The sequence below is a fragment of the Streptomyces sp. NBC_01077 genome (assembly GCF_045162855.1).
In the GTDB taxonomy this organism is placed as follows: Bacteria; Actinomycetota; Actinomycetes; order Streptomycetales; family Streptomycetaceae; genus Streptomyces.
This window is the reverse complement of sequence record NZ_CP108669.1, coordinates 163,538-189,526: the sequence shown is the minus strand read 5'-3', so window position 1 is coordinate 189,526 and position 25,989 is coordinate 163,538. Positions and strand designations below refer to the sequence as shown.

Genomic DNA, 25,989 nt, shown 5'->3' with positions numbered 1-25,989 from the left:
GGCCGTTGGGTGAGGTGTTCGAAGTCTCAACCTGCCGGCCCAGGAGCCCTGTTGGTTCCCTATCCTGCCGCACTCGACCTGCCTCATGCGCTGGTCGAGTGGGTCACGATGCTTATCGTCACCCGTGAGGGTGACCGCCGCTGCAAGCTCCCGCCGCACAAGCGCGCCCTCGTCGCTCTCGCCTACCTGCGCAAGCACGACACTCTCGCGCAGATCGCCGCCGGGTTCGGCATATCCGTAGGCACCGCCCACGCCTACACCACCGCCGTCGTGCGGCTCCTCGCCGACCGGGCGCCGGGCCTGCTCAAGACCCTGCGCGAGCACGACCCGGACTACGTGCTCCTGGACGGCACCCTCAGCGAGTGCGACCGCCTGGGCGACGCACGCGCCGATTACTCCCACAAGCACCGGCGCCACGGCGTGAACGTGCAGATAGTCACCGATCCCCAGGGCCAGCTTCTGTGGATCTCGTCGGCCTTGCCGGGCCGCGCTCACGATCTGACCGCCGCACGCACCCACCGCATCATCCGAATCTGCGAACGCCAGGGCGTCCCGATCGTCGCCGACCGCGCCTACATCGGCGCAGGCTCCTGGGTCACCACCGCCATCCGCCGCCCGCCCAACGGCGAACTGTCACCGACCGAACGGACGCTGAACCGGGCACTCGCCCAGGCCCGCGCTCCTGTCGAACGAGGCGTCGCCCGCCTGAAGTCCTGGCGGATCTTCCGCCGGAGCCGCTGCAGCCCGAACCGCACGACGGACATCGCCGCCGCGGTCCTCACCCTGGAGAGGCAACGCTGAAAATGCTCATTGACCGGGACCGGGTCGGCAAAGCTTCGTAGTCGCGGTGCAGGCGGCGGTACCGGCTCATGATCCCGAAAGTCTGCTCCACACGCCATCGGACTTTCTGGACCACGAAGCCCTTCTGCTCCGCATCACGTGAGACGACTTCCACATCGATGCCAAGGTCCGAGGCGTGCGCGATCATTTTTGCCTTGTATCCGGCGTCCACCCAGGCTTTCGTCACGGTGGGCAACTTTGTGGCGAGTTCGTCGGCGGCGAGTTTGCCGCCGTTGGTGTCCTGCACGCCGGCGGCGGTGACGATCAGGACCAGGAGGAGCCCGAGGGTGTCAGTGGCGATGTGCTGCTTACGGCCCTTGACCCTCTTGCCTCCGTCGTATCCCTGCGTGGCCTCCGGTGCGTTCGGTGATGCCTTCACCGTCTGGGCGTCGATCACTGCGGCTGTGGGCAGGATCCGGCGGCCCTTCTTCTTCCGTAACTGTTCACGGAGCGTGTCGTGGATCTCCTCTGTAGTGCCGTCCGCCTCCCACGCCTGGAAGTAGCCGTAGACCGTCGTGTGAGGCGGCAGATCATGAGGCAGATACCGCCACGCGATCCCTGTTCGGGCGACATAGAGGATCGCATTGACGACCTCACGCAGGTCGGTAGTGGGTTCCCGGCCCTCGACCCGAGCAGCCCGCCACTGCAGAAGCAGCGGCTCGACCAGTTCCCACTGGTCGTCCTTCAAGTCCGAGGGATACGCACGTCGTTCGGTCACCACATAGTCAATACAGCCCCGAAGCGCTACCCGCTACGAGATCATGAAGACACGTCCATCTCGCCTCAGCGTAGATCGGGCGGATAGGGGGATACCGCTACCGAACACCCTCTAAGGCCGTGTCCTATGTGGTGAGGTGGAGAAGCCGTTTGTAGCAGCCGAGGGCGGCGGCGAGGCCAAGGAAGGCTAGGTAGTTGCGGGGTTGGCGTTCGTAGCGGTGGTTGAGCCGACGGTATCCGGTGAGCCAGGGCATTGGTCCGCTCGATCACCCACCGGGTGTGGGCGATTCGGAGCTTGAACTTGAGGGAGCGGGTGGTCGCAGGTCCTCGATCGGCACAGACCGGCTTCCGGTCCTTGGCGATCTTGTCCCGGTCCTGCCCCGGACGACGCCCGCATCAGGTGGACCACACGGTTCTGGAGGACGGTCCTGGGCCAGACCTCGCCGACCACGTCGGGAAGACCCTTCGAGCCGCCGAAGACCAGCATCAACACATCCTCAACGCTCCTGTTCTTCAACTCCGCCAGCACGCGCAGCCAGTGCTTGGCGCCGACGGCTTGCCACCCCTCGAGCTGCCGCCATTCTCCCCGGCCGTGTCATGCCAGTCATAGCTGAGGTGATCAGTCATCTCACCTTCGAGGGCGGACTCGATCAGCAGTTTGGCCGGCTGCTGAAACAGGGCGCCCTCACCCGTCAGTTACAGGCCCCAAGCCCGGGCCACGGGCTCGTTCATGAACCGGTCATCCACGCCCGCCGACGCAGCCGCCACCCCGGACGGACTGGCTATGTTCTCGCTTGTCACCGGTGCACTCTTCCATGATCGGAGTTACACCGTCTCCCCATGGGCCGCGCGGAGCAGTTCATCCCTGCTCCGCCCTAGCTCACGCGGAAATGCGAACTTCTGAGACTCGGTAGCAGTGCGCACTATGTCGACCTCGTCGTAACCGCGCTCCGCAAGCCATTTCAACACGCCACCCACAAGGAATTCTGGAACTGAGGCACCACTCGTCACACCGACAGCGCTCGCTCCCCTCAGCCAGTCCTCTTCTACCTCCTCGGCACAGTCCACCAAGTAGGCTGCCCCGGCGCCATATTCCAAAGCAACTGTGACCAAGCGACTGGAGTTATGCGAATCCTTGGAACCAATCACGATCACCAAGTCACATTCTGGAGCCATCCTCCTGACTGCTCCCTGACGGTTCTGAGCTGCGTAACAGATGTCGTCGCTGGGTGGGCTCTCCAGCAACGGAAAGAGTCGCTTCAACTGGGTAACGGTTTTTTCAGTTTCATCCATGGACAACGTGGTTTGCGATAGCCAAACAACCTTACGCTCGTCCCGAACGCTCACATGCACGGCATCACCCGCTTCACTGACTAAATGAATATGCTCAGGCACCTGCCCCAGCGTGCCGAGCACCTCGTCGTGCCCCTCCTGGCCAATGAGAAGGATGTCGTAGCCGTCCTCGGCGTAGCGCCGCGCCTCATTGTGGACCTTGGTTACCAAGGGGCAGGTGGCGTCGATGGTGGCGAGCTGGGAACGCTTCGCCGCCTGGTGAACCGATGGAGCGACACCATGTGCGGAGGTGATGACGATGGAATCCTCGGGAATATCTTCAATCTCTTCAACGAAGATCGCTCCCCGCTGCTCCAGAGCATGCACTACGTGCTTGTTGTGCACAATCTGCCTGCGGACATAGATTGGAGCTCCGTATAGCTCGAGCGCCTTCTCAACCGTGGTTACCGCACGGTCGACACCTGCGCAGAAGCCACGCGGAGCCGCGAGCAGGACACGGCGACCGTCCTTCTTTTGACGCGAGGTTGGGCTGCTTGCGTCCGCCGGATCGGCAGCAACGACTCCATCGGCCATCTTGTGAACCTTCTTCCTTGGTCCGCCGTCGCGTCCTCCCGAACAGACAATGCTCCGCGAAAATGATCGGGAAGACGTGGATCGCGAGAGCTGAAGCGACTTCCCGAAAAGTGGGAGAGAGAACGCGGTGAGACCAGCCTTCATGACATAGGTGCGCCTTCTCGACGGACAGAGCATTCGATACCCAGCTACCAATCATCCAAGGTGAACAAGTGAGCCGCTGAAGCGTGCTGTAGATCATGGGTCGGTTGGCCAGGGTGGCGGTCTGGGTGCCTGTCGTGATTGGTGACGGTGCCCACGCCGTTGCTTGAGGCGGTGAGGGTGGGGTTCCACGCGCTGCATCGCCGGTGGAGGGTTTCGTCGAAGCTCCGGGGCCGGTCGGGGCGTCGGTTACTGACTTCAGCTCGTCGGGGTGAATCTGTGTGAAGTCCCTGACGGGTGAAGGCGGGTGGCTGTATCCGTGAGGTGTGAGATATGCAGATGGGGGCGGGCTGACGCCGACGGGGCGCCGGCGTCGGGAGACGGTTCGGATGCAGGCGGCTGAACTGTTCGAGCAGCAGATCAAGCCGTCGGAAGTCGCACGGCGGCTGCGGGTGAGTGTGAAGTCGGCTTATCAGTGGCACCAGTTGTGGCGGGATGGCGGTGTTCAGGCGCTGGCCTCCCGTGGTCCGAGCGGGTCGCGGTGCCGGCTGTCCCCGCGGTCTTTGGAGAAGCTGGCCGCGTATCTGGAGCAGGGGCCGGCCGCGCATGGCTGGGTGGAGGACCAGGTGTGGACCGCCTCGCGGGTGGCCACGCTGATCGGCAGGAAGTTCCATGTCTCCTACAGCGTCTCGGGTGCGACCCGGCTGATGCACCGGCTGGGCTTCAGCCCGCAGGTGCCCGCCCGGCGGGTCGCGGAGCGCGATGAGCAGGCTGTCGCCGTATGGAAGGAGGCGACCTGGGCGGAGGTAAAAGGGCGAGGGCGGCCTGCGGGGGCTACGTCTGCTTCGAGGACGAAGCCGGGTTCACCCGCAGGCCGCCGCGGGGACGGACCTGGGGCCGGCGCGGAGTGACCCCGGTTGTCACCATCAGCGGCCGCCGTTCGGGCCGGCTGTCAGTGGCCGGGCTGATTGCAATGCGGCCGGGTTCCCGGACCCGGCTGTGTCACCGCCTGCGGAGTCATCCCGCGGGGAAAAGTGCCCGTCGCAGTATGGGCGAGCGGGACTTCATCGCGCTGATCGACGGTGTCCACCAGCTGGTCGGGGCACCAATCGTGCTGGTCTGGGACCGGTTGAACACCCACGTGTCCCGCAGGATGCAGGCCCTCGTGGCCGAGCGGGCATGGCTGACGGTGTTCCTGCTGCCCGCCTACTCGCCCGACCTCAACCCCGTCGAGTGGGTATGGGCCCACGTCAAACGCAGCCTCGCCAACCTCGCCGTCATGGCCCTCGACCAGCTCGAAGCCCTTGTCCGTAACAGGCTCAAACGCCTTCAATACCGGTCCCACACCCTCGACGGCTTCATAGCGGGGACCGGCTTGACCCTCGTCGAGCAACTATCACCCTGACGAGCTGACGTCAGTAACGTTCTGCAAGATTGTCACTACGTTGAGGCGTCGTAGCCTCGGGTCCCAAGCTGGCTGATGCGGGCTTGGCAACTGCGGGCGTCAGGCATCCTCCGCAACGTGTGCGCAGATTGCGCCGAGGGCCTTCCCTAGCGGCCGGCGGCGCTCACGGGCCCGGTGCCGATCGCGGTCCGGGTGCAGCGTCGCAGTTGCCAGCAGCGTATGAGTCGGCCGAGGGGCCCTCGGCCGACTCATACGAGGCGGAATGTACTGCTCAAACCGTCGTGGGACGCGCGAGCCTGCGCTCTTGGAGTCCACTTTGGCCGTGTGCCGTGGGGCTCACACGGCCGTGAGCTCGATCGCGACCAACCGGGCGACCTCCACCCTGTTCCGGAGTGGGCCAGGAGTCGGTCGAAGGTAGCGGGACCGGCATGTCACCCGCCCCACCACGGGCAGGCCAAGGCCAAGATCCATGCGCCTGAAGCGCGACACCTTCAAGGCCGAACGGTTGTACGGCCCCGTCTCGTGTCCCCCTCGGCAATCAGGGCTGTGGCAACTGCCGCACGCTCTCGATCGTGTGGCGAACGAAACAGGTAGCAGTTACTCAAGTGGAGCGCCGCATCTGCCAAGACGATGAAATAGGGCAACTTGGACAAAGCGACCACGTGCTTTGATCTCAGTTGATGACCTTGGGAGGTGATTTTATGGTGGGTAAGTCGATACAACTCAGTACTCCGGCTGGCACCGTGATCGGTGAGGACGTACTCACAGCCCTTTCCGCAGCTCTCTTCTGTACCTCATTGCGCCCCCACGACATGCCTCAGCCGGACTCCATTCGCCGCGAGGTACTGCACATGCTCGGCACCGACATCACTGGCTGGTGCAAAGCGCAGATTGCCCGGGCTGCTGCGGAGCACCCACTCAGCCATGCCTCGCGCATAGCTTGGTGCCGCCAGATGATCCTGCTCGTCTTCTTCGGCGCTGCCGCCTCCCCCAGGTCAGGAGCTAGACAATCGCTCACGCCTTGAGCAAGGAGGGCACTCGGGCTATCGCACTCCCAGGCGCCGCGGCGTCCCAGCGAAGGCAGGCGCGTATGCCGAGGACTGGGCTTGCCGACTGTATTGATCACGACCGTTCTCAACAGGGCTGGTTCTTGATCATGGCGAAGACCGCCGGTGTGGGGGTGTCTGAGCTCCGCACCACACACGGAGTCCTTCGCGTCCCACCGTAGTGCCCGGCCCACCGTTCGCGGCAGGCGGATCCTCCGCCTCGGTTGACCGGGACTCCGTTGCGAAGCAGGCTGTCGCACGTCTGAGGATGCTCGGCCAGGCCGAAGTCCTTCGCGACACCGACCGAACGGTCTCCCTGCCGGCACAGGTCGGAGATCTCGGCCTTGAACTCTGGCATGATCGAACGGCGAGGGCGCTTCCTGGCCCCGCAATCGAGGCCACAAACACACCGCTGCAATTCTCATCCCCTTTTCGCCCCCCTCGAGCCGCCCTCGCCGTCTGAACCAACTGACTACCGGAACGCGAGGGGGCGGCCTCATTTGCACTCGGCGTAGTCCGACCGCCGCACACTCGACCGAGCTGTCCCAAGCTCCACCCGACACATCGACAGTCTCAGCACTGGCTACTCAGGCCTCGGCATGCCCGACCCGGGCTCTTCCTGCATCGTCATCCCGCGAGCGTCGCCGAAGATCTGGCGCTGCCCAAAGCGGCGCCGCGAGTACGGCTGAGCCACCGATCAGGCCTTAGATTTGAAGCATGACTGTAGTGATCAGGCTCATCGGTGAGAGACAAAGCGTTACCTGGTCGGACGAAAGTTCGAATGGAAACTCGCTGCGGTACTTCTACGAGCTTCGCGACAATGGTGCGCTGCTCGTGCATTCCCGGACGAGTTCTGCCGATCAGAACGGCCACGTGCAGGAGAGACACCGCATCGAGGTGGTGTACGGGCCGGCCGCCTGGCTTGAGGTCCGCGGAGATCATTGACACAGGTTGGAAGCTTGCGCGCGATTCGCACGCACGACGCGCATGCCATCCTTCGCACTCAGCAGTAATGAGTGCAACGGAACCTATCGCCCCCTATGGCGCGACGAGACCAGAGATCCAGCCTCTTAAGACCCAATACCGGTGATTTAAGGGGTTTCAGGCGCCTGTTGGTCAATTGGCGGGTGGCACCAGTGTGACGGTGTGAGTCGGTGGTAGGGGGTGGGTTGCGGTGGTCGGTGTGTTTGAGGTGCCAGTTGACCATCTTGCGTTTGATGACACGGGGGTTGGAGCGTTGTCTGCGGGGCGGGAGGAGTCGTTCGAGCAGCTCACGGATGGTGTGGGTCAGGGCTTGGTGGAGTTGCGAGGGGGGAAGGCGCCGCCTGTGCGGTGACGTGGCGGCGGGCAGCGTTGAGGTGCGAGTGAAGGAGATCCGGTCGGGATCGAAGCCGGCCTCGGATGCCGCGTGGTGCAAGACGACGTCGCGCAGTGCGTGGTGGACGAGGAGGAATCCGTAGACCTCCTGTTCGACACCGTCGGGATACTGCGAGCGCAGGACGTGTCCACCTCCGCGGGGCGGCACTCGTTTCCGCCAGGCCGACCGCATCAAAAGCACAGATTGACAGACGGGGCGTTGCGGCTTCACGGGCAGTGCTCGTGAGATCAACCGGCTCGCAGACGTGCGTGGCTTCGTCAGGTGGCCTACCCTGGTGAAGGTTCATAGGAGTGTGGCGGAACTGGCAGACGCGCCGGCTTCAAGTCCCGGTGTCCATTGCGACGTGAGGGTTCGATTCCCTCCACTCCTACCAACCAAGCACTGTCGATCTCGTGCGGCACCACGGAACATCGCATAGGGCGCCGCAGTTCGTTGGAGCGCCGGGTGAGTTCCTGCCGTTAAAACTGATCATTTAGAATGAGTTCGGTTCAGGGTCTTGGCGCGGGTGGCGGCGGAGTCTGGCGATTCCGGATGATCTTGTGCCTGCCGCCTGTGGGGCCGTGTGGCCCCGCTCCTCCCCATCGAGATGCCGCAGGTGTCCCCGGCCGCCCGCCTGTGGACGACCTGGCAACTCTCCGTGTGATCGTTCGTGCCCTCTGCAGGGGCGTGAGCCGGGCCGATGTGCATACACGGACAGGACCGGCTGCGGCAGGATGGCGGTCTGGCGGCAGCCGCGGGGGCTGGACCGAGGCCGTGTCCGGACCCGTCTGCACGACGTCCTTCCGGCAGAACTGCGGGCGGCCGGTCTGCCGGACATGAACGACGCCGCGGTCGACGGCTCCCACGTCAGGGCCTCCGGAAGGGGGCGCACGCGGGATTTACGCACATCGACCCCGCCTGCCCGTGCAGCAGACACCGTCTGATCACCGACAGGCATGCCACACCCCAGTCGATGCCGCTGCTCAATGCGATACCCCGCATCCGCGGGGTTCGCGGGCGACCGAGGCACAGACTGGGCTGGCTGTTCGCCGGCCTCGGCTACGACTCAGACAAGTACCGCCGCCTCCTGCGGGTCGCGGCATCACGCCCAAGATCGCCCATCGGGGGGTCACGCGCGGCTCCGGTCTGGGCAGGACACGATGGGTCGTCGAGCGGACCTTCGGCTGGCTCCACCAGTTCAAGCGCCTCCGGATCCGCTACGAGATACGCACCCCACAGGCTTCCGGATCAGCGAGGGCGCTGCCCATGCCTACGTGCAGAGCATGATCAAGCTTCTCGTCTCCGCAGGGCGGAGAAGGTCCTATAAACAAGCTAACCAGCGGTATGTACCGTTCGTCATGTCTCATCAGCGCTCTGCAACCAGCTCGCTCTCAGAGGGTGTTCGGTAGCGGTATCTCCCTATCCGCCCGATCTACGCTGAGGCGAGATGGACGTGTCTTTATGATCTCGTAGCGGGTAGCGCTTCGGGGCTGTATTGACTATGTGGTGACCGAACGACGTGCGTATCCCTCGGACTTGAAGGACGACCAGTGGGAACTGGTCGAGCCGCTGCTTCTGCAGTGGCGGGCTGCTCGGGTCGAGGGCCGGGAACCCACTACCGACCTGCGTGAGGTCGTCAATGCGATCCTCTATGTCGCCCGAACAGGGATCGCGTGGCGGTATCTGCCTCATGATCTGCCGCCTCACACGACGGTCTACGGCTACTTCCAGGCGTGGGAGGCGGACGGCACTACAGAGGAGATCCACGACACGCTCCGTGAACAGTTACGGAAGAAGAAGGGCCGCCGGATCCTGCCCACAGCCGCAGTGATCGACGCCCAGACGGTGAAGGCATCACCGAACGCACCGGAGGCCACGCAGGGATACGACGGAGGCAAGAGGGTCAAGGGCCGTAAGCGGCACATCGCCACTGACACCCTCGGGCTCCTCCTGGTCCTGATCGTCACCGCCGCCGGCGTGCAGGACACCAACGGCGGCAAACTCGCCGCCGACGAACTCGCCACAAAGTTGCCCACCGTGACGAAAGCCTGGGTGGACGCCGGATACAAGGCAAAAATGATCGCGCACGCCTCGGACCTTGGCATCGATGTGGAAGTCGTCTCACGTGATGCGGAGCAGAAGGGCTTCGTGGTCCAGAAAGTCCGATGGCGTGGGGAGCAGACTTTCGGGATCATGAGCCGGTACCGCCGCCTGCACCGCGACTACGAAGCCTTGCCGACCCGGTCCCGGTCAATGATCCACTGGTCCATGGTGAACTCCATGGCCAACCGGTTGACCGCCAGCCCGAACAAAACCGGGCAATATCTCCGCCCGAAACCCCCCGCGGCAGCCTAAAGCAGTACCGAACACCCTCTGAGAGCGTCCGCCAGTAGGTGGTGAGCTTGTTCCGCTTTGACGGACACCTTTGGTGTGTTGGTCAGGCCGCCAAGGCGGTCTCGTATTCGGCGGGGCTGCGGTAGCCGAGGCTGCTGTGGAGTCGGTGCAAGTTGTACCAGCTCTCGGTCCACTCGAATATCGCGGTGTGGGCTGCGGCCCGGCTGGGCCATGGCCGGCTGTCGCCGAGCTCGTTCTTGAGGGTGGAGAAGAACGATTCGGCGAGGGCGTTGTCCCAGCATTGGCCAGTGCGTCCGACTGACAGCCTGATGCCGAAATCTGTTGCCAGGGTGGCGAGTTCACTGCTGGTGTATTGGCAGCCGCGGTCGGAATGGAAGATCACCGGGCTGGCCGGGCGGCGGGTTCGGCAGGCGGCCGTGAGGGCGTCGGCGACGAGTTCGGTCCGCAGGTGGTCGGCGGTGGCCCAGCCGACGACGCGGCGGGAGGCGATGTCGATGACGGTGGCGAGGTAGAGCCAGCCCTCGTCGGTGGCGAGGTAGGTGATGTCCCCGCACCAGCGGGTGTCGATCGCGGCGGGGTCGGGCTGGAAGTCGCGAAGCACCAGGTCAGGCCGGGTCACCGTGTGCGGGTCGGGAACGGTGGTGCGGTGGCGGCGCCTGCGGTGCCGGCCGGTCAGGCCGGCCTGTCGCATCAGACGGGCGACCCGGCGCCGCCCGCAGCCGGCTCCTTCACGCTGGAGGACAGCGTGGACGCGCGGGGCGCCATAGGTGCCGCGGGACTGCTGGTGGACGGCTGTGATCTGTTCGGTCAGCTCGGCGTCTCTCACCGAACGGGGGCCGGGGGTGCCGTTGCGGCGGGCGTAGTAGGCGGTCCGGGAGACCTTGAGGAGTTCACACGTCCGTTTGACGGTGTGACCTGCTGTTTTCTCCGCCTCGGTGAACGGGTCCACGTTCACCGGGTCTCCGTCGCGAAGAAAGCCGTCGCACGCTTGAGGATGTCGACGTCCTCGCGCAAGCGGCGGTTCTCCCGCCGCAGAGCCGCCAGTTCCTCGCGTTCGCTGCTGGTCAGGCCGTCACGTTCACCGGCGTCGACCTGGGCCTGGCGGACCCAGTCGCGGACCGCGGTCTCGGTCAGGTCGAAGTCCTTGGCGACCTGACCGACCGAGCGGTCACCCCGCCGGCCCAGCTCGACGATCTCGGCCTTGAACTCCCACGTGAACGAGCGCCGAGGACGCGCCTTCTTCTTCCCCATGCTCTCCATGATGAACATCATCCTTCCGGGGCCCAAGCCCCTGATCTCCGATGTCCGTCAAAGCGGATCAAGCCCACCGCGTCGGTGAGTCGTTGGACTGGTCATGGGTGGGGACTCTCGGCCTTGGATTATTCGGACGGTTTCTGGGAGACCACGGAGCCGTTGATCCTGCCCGCTCGGGTGCGACCGCAGGGCGGCAGGACGCAGGGCACCCTCATAGGACGCTGTTCGCCGCGATCGTCTATGTGCCTGGTCGGAGCTCCTGGCAGGCTCTGCCACCCTGCTTCGGCATGTCGGAGTTCACCGTCCATCGCCCGTTCCTGATCTGGTAGCGGGCCGGAGCGAGGGCCGGCTCCACGAAGCGGTTCTGCGCCGACTCGACGACGCAGGCCTGCTCGATCTGTCCCGAGCGGTCCTCGACTCAGCCCACGCCCGGGGCGAGAAGGGCGACGAACGCACAAGTCCGAGCTTCGCGGACCGGGGGAAGGCCCGGTCCGAAGTGCCTGCCCTGCGGGACCGCACAGGACTGCCCCTGTCGTGGCAGCTCCGCTGGCAACGTCCACGACAGCAATGCCCTGAAGCTGATGGTCGCGGGACTCCAAACGAATCACGACCAGATGGCTCCGCCCCAAGCACATCCCCCCGCATCGCCCGCTAAGGCATCGAGTTGAAGGAACGCCTCAGCCGACATCGCCGGTTCACCGAGCGGACCCCCTGGCTGACCGGCTACCACCGCCTCAACATCCGCTACGAACTCACCCCAGCCAGCTACCTCGCCTTCCTCGGCATCGCCGCCACTCTCTGCCACTAAAAACGCCTGCATCGCCACATGGGGCACGGTATGAGGTCTGATGTCGCGGGCGCGGAACAGGCGTCGGTTTTGTCGCAGTCCTAACCGCGGTCGGCCGGGGTGTGGTGAAGTCGTCCCTGGTGGCCTCAGATGCGGGGTATCGCGTCCCGCAAGGGCATCAGCCGGGTGACGTCATGCCAAGTTTCCACTGGTCAGCGACGCTGCGAAGGGAGTCGTGTGCCGGTCGGTGATCAGGTGGTGCTTGCTGCCTGGTCGACCGCGGTCGACCAGCGAAGGGCCGGTGTGCGCTCCTCTTTGAGGGCTCTGCCATGCCAGCCGTCGTCCATGTCCAGCAGGCCCGTCTTGCGGAGTTCTGGCAGGAGAGACCTCGTGCAGGCTGTGGCATCCGACACGAGATTATCTGAAACCTGCAGAACTCCGCTGACCGTTGGCCCAACTGTCAAACCCCCGAGCGAAAGTCATTCTGAAGTGATCAGGTAGTTGGGCATCGTTGCATTTTTCTAAATTCTCAGGAGACCCTAGCTGAATCGCTAACTAAGGAGCAGCAGGGATGGCCACAATGAGTCTTCTTCGGTGGCGAAATCGTGGAGGGCAAGGGCAATACCGGATGCTCCGTAGAGCAGGTCGGACATCCCTTGGATTTCCGTTCCCGAGGTCGCCAGGTGCCGGAAGCCGAAGGGGGTGTCCGGGTCCCAAAGTCGCACAAGGCATTCGGCGGCCTGCTCGGTGACTGCGTGCAGGCGTGGATCAGAGGTGCTTCGCATCATACTCACCGCACAGCGGAGGATGCCGGCATAGCCGCAGCACACGTGCGGCCCGTAGGCGCCCCAGTCGGAGACGGGCTTATCTGCAAGCGCCGACAGTGCACTGACTCCGGACTCGACAAGCACGGGATCGCCAAGGGCCCGTCCGGCCATGTACAAGGCACTGGCTATACCCGATGAACCGTTGCACCAGCGATCGTTGGCCACGCTCGGAGTGGAATCTTCCACCCCGGTCCGCAGTCGGTCACCGCTCACTTCTCGAGGCCATTGCCAGGTTCCCGGGACTCGGTGCTCGAGCAGCCAGTAGGCCGCATAGTTCACGGACTCTCGCGTTCCTACGGCCTCGAATCCGCTGTCCAGGGCGATACACAGGAAGGCAAGCGGCCCGGCCACTCCGTGCGCCATGCCTGTACTCGCGCCTCCGGAAGGTGCCTGAGGGGCGAAGTGGCTGCGAACGCCGTGGGGCAGCCACCAGTGGGGCATCTGTCTGACAGGCGGAGACAACAACCATGTCACACTCTGTAGTGCCGCCGCGATGCCCGGTTCGGCTCCCGTGTGTCCGGCAGCCCAGGCACGAAGCAAGGTACGGCCTAAGCCAGCCAGGCCGCTTACAGCGTCGTACTCCTCGATGAGCATCCCGGCGGAGGCGTCGTCCACAGTACGTTTCCGTGCTTGGTCGGACAGTTCGATCACGTAGCGGCTCAGCCACCCACTGCCAGAGTCAGCAAAAGACTGCAGCTGGACGTCTGACGTCTTCCCGAGAATGAGTGCTGTGGTCAGGGCGCCGATGCTCCCTTGAAACACATTGTTCGGCCCCGCGGGCAATTCTCCGAGAACGGTACGCATCAGGGCCGCGACGGACCCCGCGGCGTGAGGATCGCTCTGTGTATAGCGCGCAGCCAGCAGAGCGCAGCCAGGTAGCGCTATGTGCGCCGGCACGGGATGGGTCCGCAGCAGCACTTGCTGCGGGTCGGCTAGCCGTCCGGCCACTGCGGCGGCAATCTGGGCAGCGCTGGTGGCGAGTTCGGGCCGCATATCAGTCCTCCGCGTGTGATGCCGAAACAGAGCTGCGGCGAGCGGGGGGAAAGAGCACGAGAAGCCTCTCCGCTGCCGGGGACTGACGCCTGCCAGGAGGCGATTGCCAGCTATGCCGAGCAGCTGAATCAGTTCTGCCGAGCAAGTTTCACCGACACAGAGCAGGCCCTGAAGTAATCATCTGACTCTGATACGGGCGACGAAAGCTCTGCACCGGCGGTGTGTAAACTTCGTTAATTGCGACGCTTCCGTTACGTTCCAGCAGAGGCTGGCTGACCGTAACGGAAGCGTCGCCTGGTCGGGAGTGAGGTGACCTTCAGGCGTAAGAGAAGCGCAACGCCCATCCAGCTCATGAGCCGAGCACGGGAGGCCCAGAGCCACGAGCCGCGAGTATGAATGGACATGGCGAGCGGAACCATCAGGCTTTTGAGATGGTTTCACCTTTTCCATAAATCTGCCGAACGACATCTTCAATCCCTCAAAGAAGGAGTGAACGGGATTGGTTCGCAGACAGCCCTCTGCGAACCAAGCCTACTTCCGAGGGTCCGGGGCTACTTAACGACTAGGCAGTCGCGCCCGCTCGGCGTAGTTTGCCACTGGTCACAGGTGTATGGTAGGCAACACGGAGAACCGCCGCTGGGCGTGGTGAAATTTGGCCAGCAAGGCTGCTTGTTGAGCCCGACCTCGACTGGTTCGGTCTCCGGGAGAAGTTGCAAGTCCTCAATTTGAGGCATTAGCGCTCCAGTTATATGATCAGGGTCGAGAGTGATTGAGTCGGTGAATGTCACCTTCTTTATTATTCTCACAGAGTTGGATCGCCGAGAAGAGCATCTGCTACCCCATGAGCTTCCTGGAGCCGCTTCCGTTGTGCCGTACGGTTTTGGGCTGGTCGCAGAGCGTTGACAGGGCATGACGAACGGGGCATGCCGCTGGATTAGTCGGCCACCACGCCTTGTCTGAACTGCGGAGACACCCTGGGTCCTCCTGTCTGCCGGATGCGATGCCAGCGAGGAGCTCGCTCCGAGACCTGTCGGCCCTCCAGCGACGTGATCGCCATCGTCACCACCTCCAGGTGTCCATACGACCGGGCTCGCTGCACGCTGGTCTACCTGCGGAAACAGGACACCCTTGACAGATCGCTGCTGGTTTCGGTGTCAGCTTGTCATGGCCAGGCGCTATGGGGCCTTGACCCCGAAGCCTGGACACGGGTTGTGCGGCTTTGGTCAGCGTAGTTGATGTTGTTGCGGTTGCGGTTTCGTAGGCGGTGGGGCTGCGGTGTCCGAGGTGTGAGTGGCGTCGGCGGGTGTTGTAGCGGTGGAGCCATCGAAATGCGTCGAGGCGGGCCGTGCGCTCGCTGGGCCAGCTCGTGCGGCCTTGGAGCGTCGTCGTTTGAAGGCGGCGTTGAAGGACTCCGCGAGCGCGTTGTCAGCGCTGGATCCGGTCGCGCCCATGCTCTGCCTCACCCCGGCTGACCTGCAGGCTTAGGCGAAGGACCTGCTTGGGTTTCAGCCGGACAGATCCAGCCATCCGAGGCCCTCTCCCTGGCGCCTCCGCCCTCGGCCGAGAACTACCTCTGACCAGCAAAAAGACCCCTCCCGAAGGAGGGTCTTCCGTCGTGCGCCCCCGGCAGGACTCGAACCTGCGGCCAAGTGCTTAGAAGGCACCTGCTCTATCCACTGAGCTACGGGGGCCGGTTGGGTGGTCGAGCGGCTGATCCTGGTGGCTTATACCTCAGTCACATCCGCCGAGCGCCACGGTACGCGGTCGATACTCCCTCCCCATTCCTCTCACAATTCCAGGAAAGGGCTGTCGTCACGCCCTCGGTCGGAGTGGTGCAGACCGGCTTCAACGCTTTCGGCGGTCTTGTCCTACGCCTGACGGCTGGCGCGACAAGACCCGCAAGGGGTGGACGGCGAACGTTTGCGTGACGGTCCCAGGCGGGACCTGGCCAACCGCGTCGGCCGGCTCTTCAGGCCGTCGCAAACAAGCATGAGGACATCTCCGACGCCGCGGCTCTTCAGCTCGGTCAGGACACGGAGCCAACGCTTGGCGCCCTCGCCGACGGCCGCAAAACCGAGAATGTCGCGGTGACCTTCGGCTGTGACCGCCAAGGCCATGTGGATAGGCCAGTGAGTGACCGCGCCCGTCCCTTCCATGGCACGATCCGTGATCGTCTGCTTCGACTAGGGCGGAACGGCCGACGCCCAACCGCAGCCCGAGCATTGCATGTGGCAGGTCATGCCGCAGACGAATCAGCGTGACGCCGACCCGGTCGACGAACACCAGCCGATGCCGGGGCACCGGCACCCTGCCGTGGGCTTTCTCGACCCACCTCGACCTTCGTGGCGGCCGGTCGCCAGTGTGGGCTCATCAGCATGGCAGGGAGTCCAGGGTTCGGCGGGCCTTGAGAAGCGTGGGATGGTCTGGACCGACTTGCGGGACGAGGATGTGAACCGCGTGTTTGAGGTATCGCCGGGCCCGGTCCGGTTCGTCGAAGGTGCGGTACAGGAGACCTCCGAGGTTCACCAGCGTCATCGCAATTTCAGGATGCCCGCCCCCCAGTAGCCGCAGCTTGATGGTCAAGGCCTGGACGTTGTCGGCAAGAGCCTCTCGAACCGCGCCTCGACGCTGCTCCAACGCCGCAAGATTGTGCAGTGTCACTGCTCTCTCGTAGTCGTCCCCGGCAGCCTCGAAGATCTTCAGTGCCCGACGCAATTGCATTTCTGCCTCGTCCAGACGACCGCAGCCGGCAAGCAGAGGAGCCCAGGCGGCGATATCGGCGGCCACCAGTGGATGGTCGGGACCGTGCAGACTCTGGCGGATCTCCACCGACAACGCGGACCACGGCTCACCTGTCTCCGGATGGCCGCGACTGTGCTCCAGTCCACCGAGGTTGTGGTACACCGTCGCCACAGCATCATGCTGAGGTCCGTACACACGATGAAGGATGGTCAGCGCCCGGTGATAGACCCTCTCCGCATAGATGAAATCTCCGGTGTACTTCCCCACCACGCCCGACTGGTTGCACAACCGTGCCACCTCGGGCGAGTTCCTCCCGTAGAGGGTCTCTGCTGTGCCAAGCGTCAGCCTCAACATCAGCGACGCGCGACGATAATCACCCGCCACTCTCCAGAACTCCGCAAGCTCAGCCTGTGCCCACAGGCGAGCGTGAGGATCGTTCTTCTTGGAGAGGATAAGCGCGCGCAGGGAAGCCTCCGGAACTGAAGAATCCGCAGGTCGCGGCGTCCGGATATCGGGCATGACCACCTCGCTTAGGATCCGTTGAGATGCCGGCAGGTACAGTCCACTCAGATGGACCGCTTTCACGGAACGGTCCACATTCAGATGTAACCATTTTCATTAATTATGAAAGAGGGTCGATTTGGTCGGGTGAGCAACAAGTACTCATTCGCTGCGTCCTGTCTCGAACTCTGCAGCCTGCGTTGCGGAGCACCGCGGGCCGCAGCGTCGCTATCGGTCGGCAGGTGGTGCGTTGTGGCACAGACTTCGCCTCCCTGAGGATGGAGCGCAGTGGTCCGCTCCGCCCCGTGCAGGCCGCCACGCGCGGGCAGGACGCTGAGCCGCCGGATCCTTGACCTGCGCATGGTGTGGCTTTACGCCTCAGCTCGAAGTCGATGAGGGCTGTGCGGCCTGTTGCGGGATAGGACCCACGGGGCTCGTGCCCCGAAGCGGGGTGCCGTCCGCGGCCGCGGTGGACGCGCAGAGCGTGAAGCCTTCGAGCAATCTCGTCGAAGCCAGCCAGCACGTCGATGCCGGTAAGAAGATCAAAGGGAGGAAGCGTCACCTGATCACTGACACCACCGGTCCTCACCGTCCTTGGCATCGCCGTGTCGGGACATGGCTTCGGCGGCGACAAAGGGAACTGACCGAGCCAACTCGGGTACATCCGAATGCGACCAAGGTTGTCCGGCCGACGGCGGCTACCGGACCAGTGCTGTCCAGTATGGCGCGCGCCTCGGGATCGCTATGGAGGTGGTGGACAGACCGCGGGTGAAGGGCTTCGAGCCGGTACGCAAGCGATGGGTGATCGAGCGGACTTTCGGCTGACTGATACAGCGCCGCCGCCTGGCGCGTGCCTACAAAGCCCCGCCGGAGAGATCCTGGACGTTGATCCACTGGGTCATGGCCAACAAGATGAACCGCAAACTCACCGGAGAATTAGGACCAACCTGACGAATCGAAACGGACATCCCACTCACAACCGCGGGAATATTGATCAGGTGCCCTCTTGATCGGTCAGGGCGACAGCAGCAGAGGCAGATCCGGTTGCACGGTTCAGAGCTGATGCTGCAGACAGCACCGCCGGGGCTGCAGCGAGCATGAAACACACCGGCAGCGGGAGGCGGCCCAGCAGCAGCCCCGTAGCGGCCGTTGCACCTGCTGAACCGGCATTGCAAGCGGTATTGACCCAAGCCCCCACCCGTGTTCGGGTGTCCGACCCGGCGGACTCGTCAGCGATCAGATATGCGGTCGTCATGACCGGGGCGACGAACAGTCCGCACAGAGCTGCCCACGCGATAAGCACAGAGACATGAGAAGAAAGCCCGGCCGTAGCCAGGGACGTCCCAAGAGCCGCGGCAAGAATCGACAGCCGCTGCACCCTCGAGGCGCGCCATGAGACAGCTCCATAGAGCAGGCCTCCGACCGCACTGCCTGCGGACAACGAGGCCAGGATCCAGGCCACTGTCTCAGGGGCGTGATGTTCGTCAGCGAAGGCGATCACAAGAAGATCGAATGCCCCCAGACACACACCCACCCCGGCCGAGACTGCGATCGCCCGGCAGAGGTCAGGGGAGCTTCGCACCGACAGCCGCTGCAGCGCGGCAGGCTCTACGGTGGACACAAGCTCCTTGGACAGCCCCTGCCTGGACAGAGACTCCCCGCGATCGACTTCCGGGAGGACCGCGGGAGACGAGACCAGGAACAGTGAGCCGACCAGCATGAGCGCAGCGCTCACGGCAAGGCCGACGGAAGGGGCTGTGACTCTTCCCAGCAGACCAGCCAACAGCGGCCCCGCGACAAAGAGGAGTTCCTCGGCAACCGAGTCCAGGCTGTACGCACGCTGCAGCATCCGCCTATCAGGAACCAGGTTGCTCCACACTGTCCGCATCACTGGACCGAGCGGCGGTGCGCTGGAGCCGGCAGCCGCGGCCAAAAGTCCCATCAGAACCCTTGAAGCGTCGGACCACAAGGCCGCGAATGCCAGCCCGCTCAACGCCAGTGCGTAAGCAGCGCCCATCGGTGGGAGAGCCCGACGGGGCCCGTATCGGTCGACCAGACCAGCACGGGTCGGCGAGAGAAAGACGCTGGTCAGCCCGAACAAGCCCATAACGGTGCCGGCAACGGCGTAAGAGCCGGTGGTCTCTTTGACCGCCAAAACCAGCGACAAAGACACCATTCCGTATGAGAGCCGACCTGAAAGCGCCGCACCGAACGTACGGCAGGCATACCGGGTGCGCAGCACAGCCGCATACGACGGTGCCGCAGAAGACGAAGACACGAACTTGTTCCTCTGAGGGACAACGCCGAACCAATGGGTTCAGCGCATGGGCAACAGCGAGGAGCATGGCCATCCGTCGGGCTGGCGCCGGCTCTGGAATCCTCGGTCGCGGCCCATACTCCAAAGCACTGCGTGTCACGCAGCTGATGCCGACTGCGCCGGACTGATGTCCCTCAACATCCGAAGTCCTCCCCGGGCGTAGGGCCTCGCCCACAGGGTCGCACCGGCTTTGCCACTGACTGCGCTGGCATCAGAACGCGCTACTCCGCCTGTTTGCACCGATCCGGTGACACTGCCTTGGCCAGAGACTGCGCCAGTTAGCTCTTCGGCACCCTGCCGTTCGACGTCCCGCAACCTCCAAACGGCGAACCACACGCTCCTCAACCAGTACTGCCGCGCTTCCCCAGTGGGGCGAATTCGGGGATGTATCTGCTTCATCAAATGACCGGAGTCCGGGAACGTCGTCCGCGCTCCGTGCGCTCACGATTCGAAGGGCCAGCCTTTCTGGGCTGACCCTTCTAGACAGCTTAAAAATATGAATCTGGGCTGCGGCCCCGTTACCCGAGGTCTACGGCTATGCCCCACGAGTGATTCGAGTGTTGTCCGGTTGCGGTACCCGCGGCAGTGGTGTGGACCGGGCTGCTGGTAAGAGTCGAAATACTCAGCAAGGGTGCTGCGATGGCAAGGGCCAGGATCGTAAGAGCCCTCTTTCTGGATGCCAGCACACAGTCAATGATGTCTAGCAATTCTATGCTCCTATCTCCATTTTGATTGCAAATCTTATCCGGATCGAATGAACTTTCACCTGGGTAATCAATGCTTATTTTCAGGCATGGGAGGGAGTCGCCCGCAGAGTAGCTGACCGCCGCCCACGCACTCGTCTGCCAGCTGCTCAAGCGCACCAGCCCCCACGATCCGAAACAATCGCTTGACGCCTATCGGCCCTGATAATCTTCGATGAACTGGCAGCGGTTCACCCGCATGTCTCGGCGAAAGGCTTCGCAGCCCGCCGCGGGATCGCGCGTTCCTCTGCCAGCTCGCGGAACCGTTTGCGCGCGGGTAGTGCCCTCGGACTCGAACGGAGACTCGAGCACCGGAGCCGCCTCAGCCCGTCCTCGGGGCCAGCCTGCTCCAGCCGTCCGGCTCCAGTCCCGCAGTGTTTCGGGATTGACCCACTTGATCCCCGATCGGCGGCGCTTACTTGATCGTGGCCCCGAGCCGCGACTGATACAACGCGACCGAATCCGCAGCGTGTGCTGTTCCGGGCGTCACTCTTGGAGAACACGCGGGGCCCAAGGAACGACGGTCTCTAGTCGGGCGAGGGTGCGGTGAAGATTGGGGTGAAGGTCTGTGAGGTGGAGAGTTGTGTGAGCGGCGCCGACCCGGTGGGTCAGCCGCTGTAGTGCGCGCAGGCCCGTCATGTCACAAAAGACCAGCCCGGTGAGATCGAGACACAGGGCTCGTGGTTGTCCTGCCAGCGCTAGGGACACGGCCCGGTCGACGATCTGGACGGTGGCCAGATCAAGTTCACCGTCCAGGCGGAGCAGAACCGTATGGCCCCACCACACGGTGTGTGCCTCCAGCAGTTCGTCTGCTCGCACGGCCGCCTCCGGCTTCACATGCATCAAATTGGTTCGAGTTCTCCTTCCCCAGCATCCGGGGTAGGTGGTGGCTGCTCCGGATGCCGGGTGGGGGTCAGGCCGTAGCGAGGTCAGCCCAGTGGTCGATGAGCCCGGCGAGGTCGTCGTGGTCGGTTCCGGTGTGGTCGGTCAGGGTGGAGACGATCAGGTCGCCGCGGCCGTGCTCGTCATCAGATCGGTCGGCGGCCCAGCTGCCGGGATCGGCTCCGGTCCGGGCTCCACCGTCGGTGACATGGATCTGGATCCCCAAACCATCGGTGGAACCGTGCAGGTGCAGCACGACCGGAGGAGATGCGTGTGTGACGGCATTGGTGACAAGCTCGGAGATGACCAGCAGCGTGTCGTAGATCCGATTCTCGTCCAGCCCCCATGCCTCCAGAGCCGGACGGACGGCATGACGGGCGGTCGCCGGCGCCAGCGGTCCGTGTTCCACAGGCAGGCTGAACACACGCTCACCGGCCAGCACGGCGTGCAGCACAGGCGCTGCTGCTCCGATGCGGGAGATCGTGGTCGTCATCGGGATCACTGCCTGTCCAGTGGGTCGGGAGTACCTCTTCCGGTACTTCCAGCACACTCCTCCGCAGCACACAATCCCTGAGCAAGCAATACCCATATGCGGATAAATCGGCACTGCTTCGGTCACCTGTCCCCCACGACCTAGGGCTCGCAGAGAATCAACATGCTGACTTGATCTCCGTGGTGCTGCTGTTGGTGAGGAACGCGGTGACGTCGGCGGGTGTGCGGAACCTGGCTGTCGAGGGTGGGATGGTGTGGCCGTTCCCGGCCAGGAGGGGCCGGACTTGGTGAACGGCCCTGGTGATGGTGCTGGCGTCGACTCCGAAGAGCTGGGCGATCAGGTCTCGGGTTCCGAGTTTGCGCAGGTAGAGCACGGTGGCCAGGACTCTGTCGGGGGTGGTCAGCTTGTCCTTGGCGCCGGCTCCGCGAGCGCGGAGGCGTTCGCCTCCTCGTTGCTGGGGCCGCCCGTGTTCACGTAGCTCATCGAGTTGGTGGGACAGCTCGCCGACGAGTTCGTCCAGCACCGGTTCTGTCATGCCGGTCAGTTCCGGACTGCGCAGACCGCCACCGCAGCACTGTGAGGGCAGGTCCTCGTTTGGCCTCGGATCCCCGGCCGCCCCGGCCGTGTCGTGCCGTTGCGGGTGGAGGGTGTAGTTCCAGCCGCCGTGGAAGCGGTGCCGCTGCATGGGCAGGGCGTCGATGTCGCTGTCGGTGACCTTGACGCCGGTGTCGTATGTGCCCGGGTCGAGTTCGGCATGGACTGTCAGCCCGGTGTGGGTGGTGGTTGCTTTGATGCTGTTCACGATGACGTCGTGGCTGGCCAGGGGCCTGCCTCGCTGGATCATCCCACCCTCGCGCGATTGCCCCTCAACCGCTATCACGCACCAGCTCGTAAGGGCTCGCAGAGAATAAACTTGCGTGTTTTAGGCCTTGACACAGCAGGTCAGCGCGTTGCTCGTCCGCGTGTTGTTCTTCTGCGAGCCCTAACAAAGGGACGTGTCGGTGGATGATGAGGCAGGTGCCGAGGCCGAGGAAGGCTTCGTGGATGTCGTCTCGTCGCGCTCAGCGGACGCGTAGGCCTCGGAAGCCGTGCAGTCAGGCGATCGTCTGCTCGACGACCCAGCGGTGCATTCCGAGGCCTGAGCCGTGTGGGATGCCGCGGCGGGCGATGACCGGTTTGATGCCTTGGGCCCAGACGAGACAGCGGTACTTGTCGTGGTCGTAGCCCCCGTCGGCCACTAGCATGTCCGGTCGGCGCCTCGGCCGGCCGACCCGGCCTGCGACTGAAGGGATCTTCGCGAGCAAGGGCATCAGCTGGGTGACGTCATTGCGGTTGCCGCCCGTCAGTGACACCGCGAGCGGGATGCCCTGCCTGCCGACGAGGACGTGGTGCTTGCTGCCCGGACGTGCTCGGGCGACCGGGGCCTGCAGGCGCCGATGACAACTTCACTAGGCGCACCCCGTCAGACCACCACGATCGAACGTCCAGGGTTCGATGTCTAGCGTCAGTCATGCCGGACATCGTTAGGTAAGCAATGCTCTGCCTATGGCCTGAGGGACATGCTTCAATGCGTCTAAGCGCATGGAGAATCTTCATGCCGAATCAATGTCGCAGCGGGCAAGTGCATTTATGCTACTGCCCGAACTTTGCGCAATAGATTTCAAATGCTTGCTATCGAAGCAGCGTTGGATGAGGTTCAGATGAATACGTTTAAGCGAGTCGCGGCGGTCGCTCTGTCCGCTCTCGCCGTTACTGTTGGCTCCATATCGGCAAGCAGTGCGGCTAATGGGGTTTGCGGTAATGGCGATTTTTGCCTGTATAAGAATACCAACTATTTGGGCGGGGTCTACGATTACTCCGCCGTAGTCACCGAAAACTCTTACGTCGGAGATCAGTTCTACGGCGCCGGAACTGCAGTAAACAACAGCGCAAGCAGTAGCGTGAACAAGCATTCAAACTACATCGTTTACGCTTACGAGTCCTCATTTCAAGGAGGAGACTTCATTCGCCATCGCCCGGCAGGAAGCGGATGTGTCTCTGGAGAGTGCCCCGCCTACAGCAGCTTGGGATGGATCAACGATACTATCTCCTCGCACGACGCTATGTGGGTTCCGTAAAGAGTGATTCTGCCGGTGGGCCCACACGGCCGAGGCTGTGACAATGGGACTCTCGAGTTATAGCAGGGGTGCCTGGTATCCGCGACTGTTCGACTCGAGGGCTTTCATGCCGATTTTGCGCCGCACTTGTTGGACGCTCTATTCCTGCTCCGGTGAACGATTCGCTGGAACAGATCACACGGCACGTCTGGCATTACTGAGGTTTCAGGGCGGGTCGGTGGTGCGAGGGCCAGGCCGGTAGCGGTGAGGCAGCCGGCGATGAGGTGGGGCCGGAGTTGGATTCTGCGTAACTCGCGGCGGAGTGTGCGGTCGAGGTCGGCGGGTGTGGCGTAGGCGGTGTTGGCCATCGCTCTGCGCACGAGTGACCAGGCGGCCTCGACGGGGTTCAAGTCGGGTGCGTAGGGCGGGAGCCGGACGGTGGTGAGCCAGCCGTGCTCGGCCTCGTACCGTTTCAGTCCGGCGGCCAGGTGGGTGTTGAGGTTGGCCCAGACCACCACTATCGGGCTGTCCAGCTGGATGTGCGCGCGGACCAGCAGGTCGCGGTAGTCCTTCCAGGAGAAGCCCTTGCGGGCGCCCTTGAGGAGGAGATGGGTGCGGGGCCGGTGGATGAGACGGCTCTTCTCACCGGGTTTGTAGCAGCACAGGGCGGCGACCGAGGTCCGGCGGCGGGGACCTGCCGCGGACGCGGATGACGGGTGTGTATCCGCGCCGGCCCCAGGTGCGGGCTCGCGGCGGCGTCATGGAGAATCCGGCTTCGTCCTCGAAGACGATCCATGCCCCGGACGCCGCCGCGAGTCTCTTCGGCCACATCGCCTTCTTCCACAGCTCTACCGCGTGCTCGTCGCGTTCGAGGGCTCTGCGGGCGGGTGCCTGCCAGGACCAGCCATGCCGTTTCAGCAGCCGCCACACCTCGCCACCGACAGGCTCACCCGCAGACGGCGGCGGATCACCGTCTGGACCCGGATCAGAGTCCACCGTTCATCCTCGAAACCGTGTGCTGACGGGCCCTTGCCGAGTTCCTCCTCGAGCACGGTGAACTGGGCGGCAGTGACGGTCGGGGAGTTCGCCGGACCCGCCGAGCGCAAGGCCTCCATTCCGCCCTCGCGCCAGGCGCGTCGCCAGCGTTCCACCGACCGCACGCTCACTCGCAGCTCTTTAGCGATCACCGCAGTCTTCCCACCCGCCGCGAACCGCCTGCCGGCCTGAAGCCGGATCCCCTCACGAAACGCCCGACGCTCAGCGGGCAGGCCCCCACCCTCTGGATACCTCACCTCACCGGCATACCGCAGGGATCATCAACCGTCACTACCTGACGACAACCCGAAAACCTCAGTAGCTTAGAGTTCGCGCTGATAGGTGTGCGGTCATGGTCGGCGATTCGGGCGTTCGTCCCAGCGGTGAGTCGTCCATGCTTGTCGGATCAGGCTACGCACGGTGATGATCGTGTCGGCGAGGTCGAAGAATGTGTCGATGACAGTGGTACGCCGCTCGTAGCAGCGGGCGAGCCGGTAGAAGGCGTTCTGCCAGGCGTGGGTGCGTTCGACATGCCAACGCTGACTGGCCTGGATGGGAGCTTTCTCGCCTTTGTGTGCGATGCGTCCGTGCAGGCCGCGTTCGCTGAGCAGTGCGCGGGTCTTGTCGGAGTCGTAGCCGGCGTCGAGGTGCACGGTGATGTCGTCGGGTAATGGCCTCAGGTTGTCCAGACGGTCCAGGGTAGGGGCGAGTAGCGGGGAGTCGTGACGGTTGGCGCCGGCCAGGACTCGGCCCAGTGGAATGCCGTATCCGTCTGTCATGCCCGAGCGTTTCAGGCCCTGTTTGCCGCGGTCGACTGGTGAGCGTCCGGCCACCTCGCCGCCTCCGGGCGCCTTGGTGATGGAGCCGTCCACGGCGATTTGATCGAGGACGAGGCCGACGATCCGGTCGTAGGAGTTCAGTGCGATCCGCTTGAGCTGGGCGAACGCGCCGAGTCGTATCCACTCGTCGCGGCGGCTGCGGATCGTGGTGGCTGAGCAGGTCGTGTCGGCGATCGCTTCGTAAGAACAGCCGAAGCGCAGCAGTTGCAGCATTTTGTCGAAGATGATCCGGTCACTGACGCGTCGGCGGTGACAGCCGAGTGGATGGTCCGGGTGGTACTCCGGCCGCTCGGGCAGCAGAGCCACGAATTGGTCCCAGAGCGGTTCGGTAAGCCATGATGGCGGCGCGGGCACAGGTCTCCCTAGTGATCACAGAGCGTCGCAACTCCATGATCGCTGGAACCTGTGCCCGTTCTGCTGCCGGGGTCCCCAACCTGCCTATCAGCGGGACCTCTAAGCGGGCCCTCTCGGCGCTGCCCCAATTGCGGATGAGATGTTCCCGCAGCGCGCGGCTGGTTTCGGTGTACACAGTGATGGGCGGTACATGAACGAGACTAGCCGAGGTTCTGGCCGCGTGGGGCCGGGCCTGCATGAGACCCCGTGAACGGGCTGGGTGAAGGCGACTCCGTCATTGTCGACGGCACCCTCATCCGTACCGATCGGATCGCCGCGGATGAACCGATCGATCGGGGCGGGTCGGCGAAACCGACAATGCCCTGCTGGAGAGCACGATCGGCCTGTTCAAGGCCGAGC

The 25,989-nt window shown here is 64.0% G+C and carries 19 protein-coding genes, 2 tRNA genes and 9 pseudogenes; 9 read left to right on the top strand and 21 right to left on the bottom strand.

Features of this window, described 5'->3' with window-relative positions:
* Positions 1-51 precede the first annotated feature (51 nt).
* Complete coding sequence (locus tag OG462_RS00920; protein ID WP_406053629.1) at positions 52-801, top strand: transposase family protein; 750 nt, start codon at positions 52-54, stop codon at positions 799-801.
* Here the strand turns inward: OG462_RS00920 and OG462_RS00915 are convergent.
* The 4 genes and pseudogenes from OG462_RS00915 to OG462_RS00900 form a co-directional block, all read right to left on the bottom strand.
* Positions 779-1,528 (bottom strand): IS5 family transposase, encoded by a 750-nt coding sequence (locus OG462_RS00915; protein ID WP_406053627.1) that lies wholly within the window; start codon positions 1,526-1,528, stop codon positions 779-781. The two genes, OG462_RS00920 and OG462_RS00915, sit on opposite strands and share 23 nt — an antisense overlap.
* A 154-nt stretch (positions 1,529-1,682) precedes the next feature.
* Positions 1,683-1,848 (bottom strand): annotated as a pseudogene (locus tag OG462_RS00910) (transposase); the annotation flags it as partial.
* Positions 1,849-2,002: 154 nt separating this feature from the next.
* Positions 2,003-2,050: pseudogene (locus OG462_RS00905) on the bottom strand (hypothetical protein); the annotation flags it as partial.
* Between the two features lie 332 nt (positions 2,051-2,382).
* On the bottom strand, positions 2,383-3,423 hold the full coding sequence (locus OG462_RS00900; protein ID WP_406053625.1) for a 4-hydroxy-3-methylbut-2-enyl diphosphate reductase: 1,041 nt from the start codon (positions 3,421-3,423) through the stop codon (positions 2,383-2,385).
* A 491-nt stretch (positions 3,424-3,914) separates the two neighbouring features.
* On the opposite strand from OG462_RS00900, the gene OG462_RS00895 reads away from it, so the two are divergent.
* The 6 genes from OG462_RS00895 (at position 3,915) to OG462_RS00870 (ending at position 9,727) form a co-directional block, all read left to right on the top strand.
* Entirely contained in the window at positions 3,915-4,475 is a 561-nt protein-coding gene (locus OG462_RS00895) for a winged helix-turn-helix domain-containing protein (protein WP_266977486.1), read from the top strand.
* Positions 4,361-4,969, top strand: a complete 609-nt coding sequence (locus OG462_RS00890) for a transposase (protein WP_406066281.1) — start codon at positions 4,361-4,363, stop codon at positions 4,967-4,969. Before OG462_RS00895 ends, OG462_RS00890 begins: the two co-directional genes overlap by 115 nt.
* Before the next feature lie 1,763 nt (positions 4,970-6,732).
* Complete coding sequence (locus OG462_RS00885) at positions 6,733-6,960, top strand: hypothetical protein (RefSeq protein ID WP_406053623.1); 228 nt, start codon at positions 6,733-6,735, stop codon at positions 6,958-6,960.
* 719 nt (positions 6,961-7,679) lie between these two features.
* Positions 7,680-7,766, top strand: a tRNA-Leu gene (locus OG462_RS00880).
* A 530-nt stretch (positions 7,767-8,296) separates the two neighbouring features.
* Entirely contained in the window at positions 8,297-8,659 is a 363-nt protein-coding gene (locus tag OG462_RS00875; protein WP_406053621.1) for a transposase, read from the top strand.
* Positions 8,660-8,878: 219 nt separating this feature from the next.
* Entirely contained in the window at positions 8,879-9,727 is an 849-nt protein-coding gene (locus tag OG462_RS00870) for an IS5 family transposase (protein WP_406066288.1), read from the top strand.
* 82 nt (positions 9,728-9,809) lie between these two features.
* Here OG462_RS00870 and OG462_RS00865 read toward each other — a convergent pair whose 3' ends face one another.
* Both OG462_RS00865 and OG462_RS00860 read right to left on the bottom strand, forming a co-directional pair.
* A complete protein-coding gene (locus tag OG462_RS00865) occupies positions 9,810-10,682 on the bottom strand; it encodes an IS3 family transposase (RefSeq protein ID WP_406053619.1) in 873 nt (290 codons plus the stop codon).
* Positions 10,679-10,987: a transposase gene (locus OG462_RS00860; RefSeq protein ID WP_406053617.1), complete on the bottom strand. Its 309-nt coding sequence runs from the start codon at positions 10,985-10,987 to the stop codon at positions 10,679-10,681. Before OG462_RS00860 ends, OG462_RS00865 begins: the two co-directional genes overlap by 4 nt.
* A 649-nt stretch (positions 10,988-11,636) precedes the next feature.
* On the opposite strand from OG462_RS00860, the pseudogene OG462_RS00855 reads away from it, so the two are divergent.
* A pseudogene (locus OG462_RS00855) lies at positions 11,637-11,789 on the top strand (IS5/IS1182 family transposase); the annotation flags it as partial.
* Positions 11,790-11,917: 128 nt separating this feature from the next.
* Here the strand turns inward: OG462_RS00855 and OG462_RS00850 are convergent.
* The 11 genes and pseudogenes from OG462_RS00850 to OG462_RS00800 all read right to left on the bottom strand — a co-directional run.
* Positions 11,918-12,151: pseudogene (locus OG462_RS00850) on the bottom strand (IS5/IS1182 family transposase); the annotation flags it as partial.
* 168 nt (positions 12,152-12,319) lie between these two features.
* Entirely contained in the window at positions 12,320-13,189 is an 870-nt protein-coding gene (locus OG462_RS00845; RefSeq protein WP_406066287.1) for a lanthionine synthetase LanC family protein, read from the bottom strand.
* Positions 13,190-14,815: 1,626 nt separating this feature from the next.
* Positions 14,816-15,066, bottom strand: a pseudogene (locus tag OG462_RS00840) (integrase core domain-containing protein); the annotation flags it as partial.
* 140 nt (positions 15,067-15,206) lie between these two features.
* Positions 15,207-15,279 (bottom strand) — tRNA-Arg (locus tag OG462_RS00835).
* A gap of 177 nt (positions 15,280-15,456) precedes the next feature.
* Entirely contained in the window at positions 15,457-15,705 is a 249-nt protein-coding gene (locus tag OG462_RS00830) for a transposase (protein WP_406053615.1), read from the bottom strand.
* A gap of 253 nt (positions 15,706-15,958) precedes the next feature.
* Complete coding sequence (locus OG462_RS00825) at positions 15,959-16,927, bottom strand: tetratricopeptide repeat protein (RefSeq protein WP_406053614.1); 969 nt, start codon at positions 16,925-16,927, stop codon at positions 15,959-15,961.
* Positions 16,928-17,825: 898 nt separating this feature from the next.
* Positions 17,826-19,073, bottom strand: coding sequence for an MFS transporter (locus OG462_RS00820; protein ID WP_406053612.1), 1,248 nt, complete (start codon positions 19,071-19,073; stop codon positions 17,826-17,828).
* Positions 19,074-20,377: 1,304 nt separating this feature from the next.
* Positions 20,378-20,734, bottom strand: coding sequence for an STAS domain-containing protein (locus OG462_RS00815; RefSeq protein WP_406066285.1), 357 nt, complete (start codon positions 20,732-20,734; stop codon positions 20,378-20,380).
* 70 nt (positions 20,735-20,804) lie between these two features.
* Positions 20,805-21,266, bottom strand: a complete 462-nt coding sequence (locus OG462_RS00810; protein ID WP_406053610.1) for an ATP-binding protein — start codon at positions 21,264-21,266, stop codon at positions 20,805-20,807.
* A 157-nt stretch (positions 21,267-21,423) separates the two neighbouring features.
* Positions 21,424-22,101 (bottom strand): annotated as a pseudogene (locus OG462_RS00805) (ISAzo13-like element transposase-related protein); the annotation flags it as partial.
* Positions 22,102-22,249: 148 nt separating this feature from the next.
* Positions 22,250-22,690: pseudogene (locus OG462_RS00800) on the bottom strand (transposase); the annotation flags it as partial.
* A gap of 240 nt (positions 22,691-22,930) precedes the next feature.
* Here OG462_RS00800 and OG462_RS00795 point away from each other — a divergent pair.
* Positions 22,931-23,383, top strand: a complete 453-nt coding sequence (locus OG462_RS00795; RefSeq protein WP_406053608.1) for a peptidase inhibitor family I36 protein — start codon at positions 22,931-22,933, stop codon at positions 23,381-23,383.
* A gap of 215 nt (positions 23,384-23,598) precedes the next feature.
* Here OG462_RS00795 and OG462_RS00790 read toward each other — a convergent pair.
* The 4 genes and pseudogenes from OG462_RS00790 to OG462_RS00775 all read right to left on the bottom strand — a co-directional run.
* Positions 23,599-24,124: pseudogene (locus OG462_RS00790) on the bottom strand (transposase); the annotation flags it as partial.
* 114 nt (positions 24,125-24,238) lie between these two features.
* A pseudogene (locus OG462_RS00785) lies at positions 24,239-24,292 on the bottom strand (winged helix-turn-helix domain-containing protein); the annotation flags it as partial.
* Positions 24,277-24,654, bottom strand: coding sequence for a helix-turn-helix domain-containing protein (locus OG462_RS00780; RefSeq protein ID WP_406053606.1), 378 nt, complete (start codon positions 24,652-24,654; stop codon positions 24,277-24,279). The pseudogene OG462_RS00785 and the gene OG462_RS00780, both read right to left, overlap by 16 nt.
* Positions 24,655-24,747: 93 nt before the next feature.
* Positions 24,748-25,590: an IS5 family transposase gene (locus OG462_RS00775; RefSeq protein ID WP_406053604.1), complete on the bottom strand. Its 843-nt coding sequence runs from the start codon at positions 25,588-25,590 to the stop codon at positions 24,748-24,750.
* Positions 25,591-25,989: the final 399 nt, after the last annotated feature.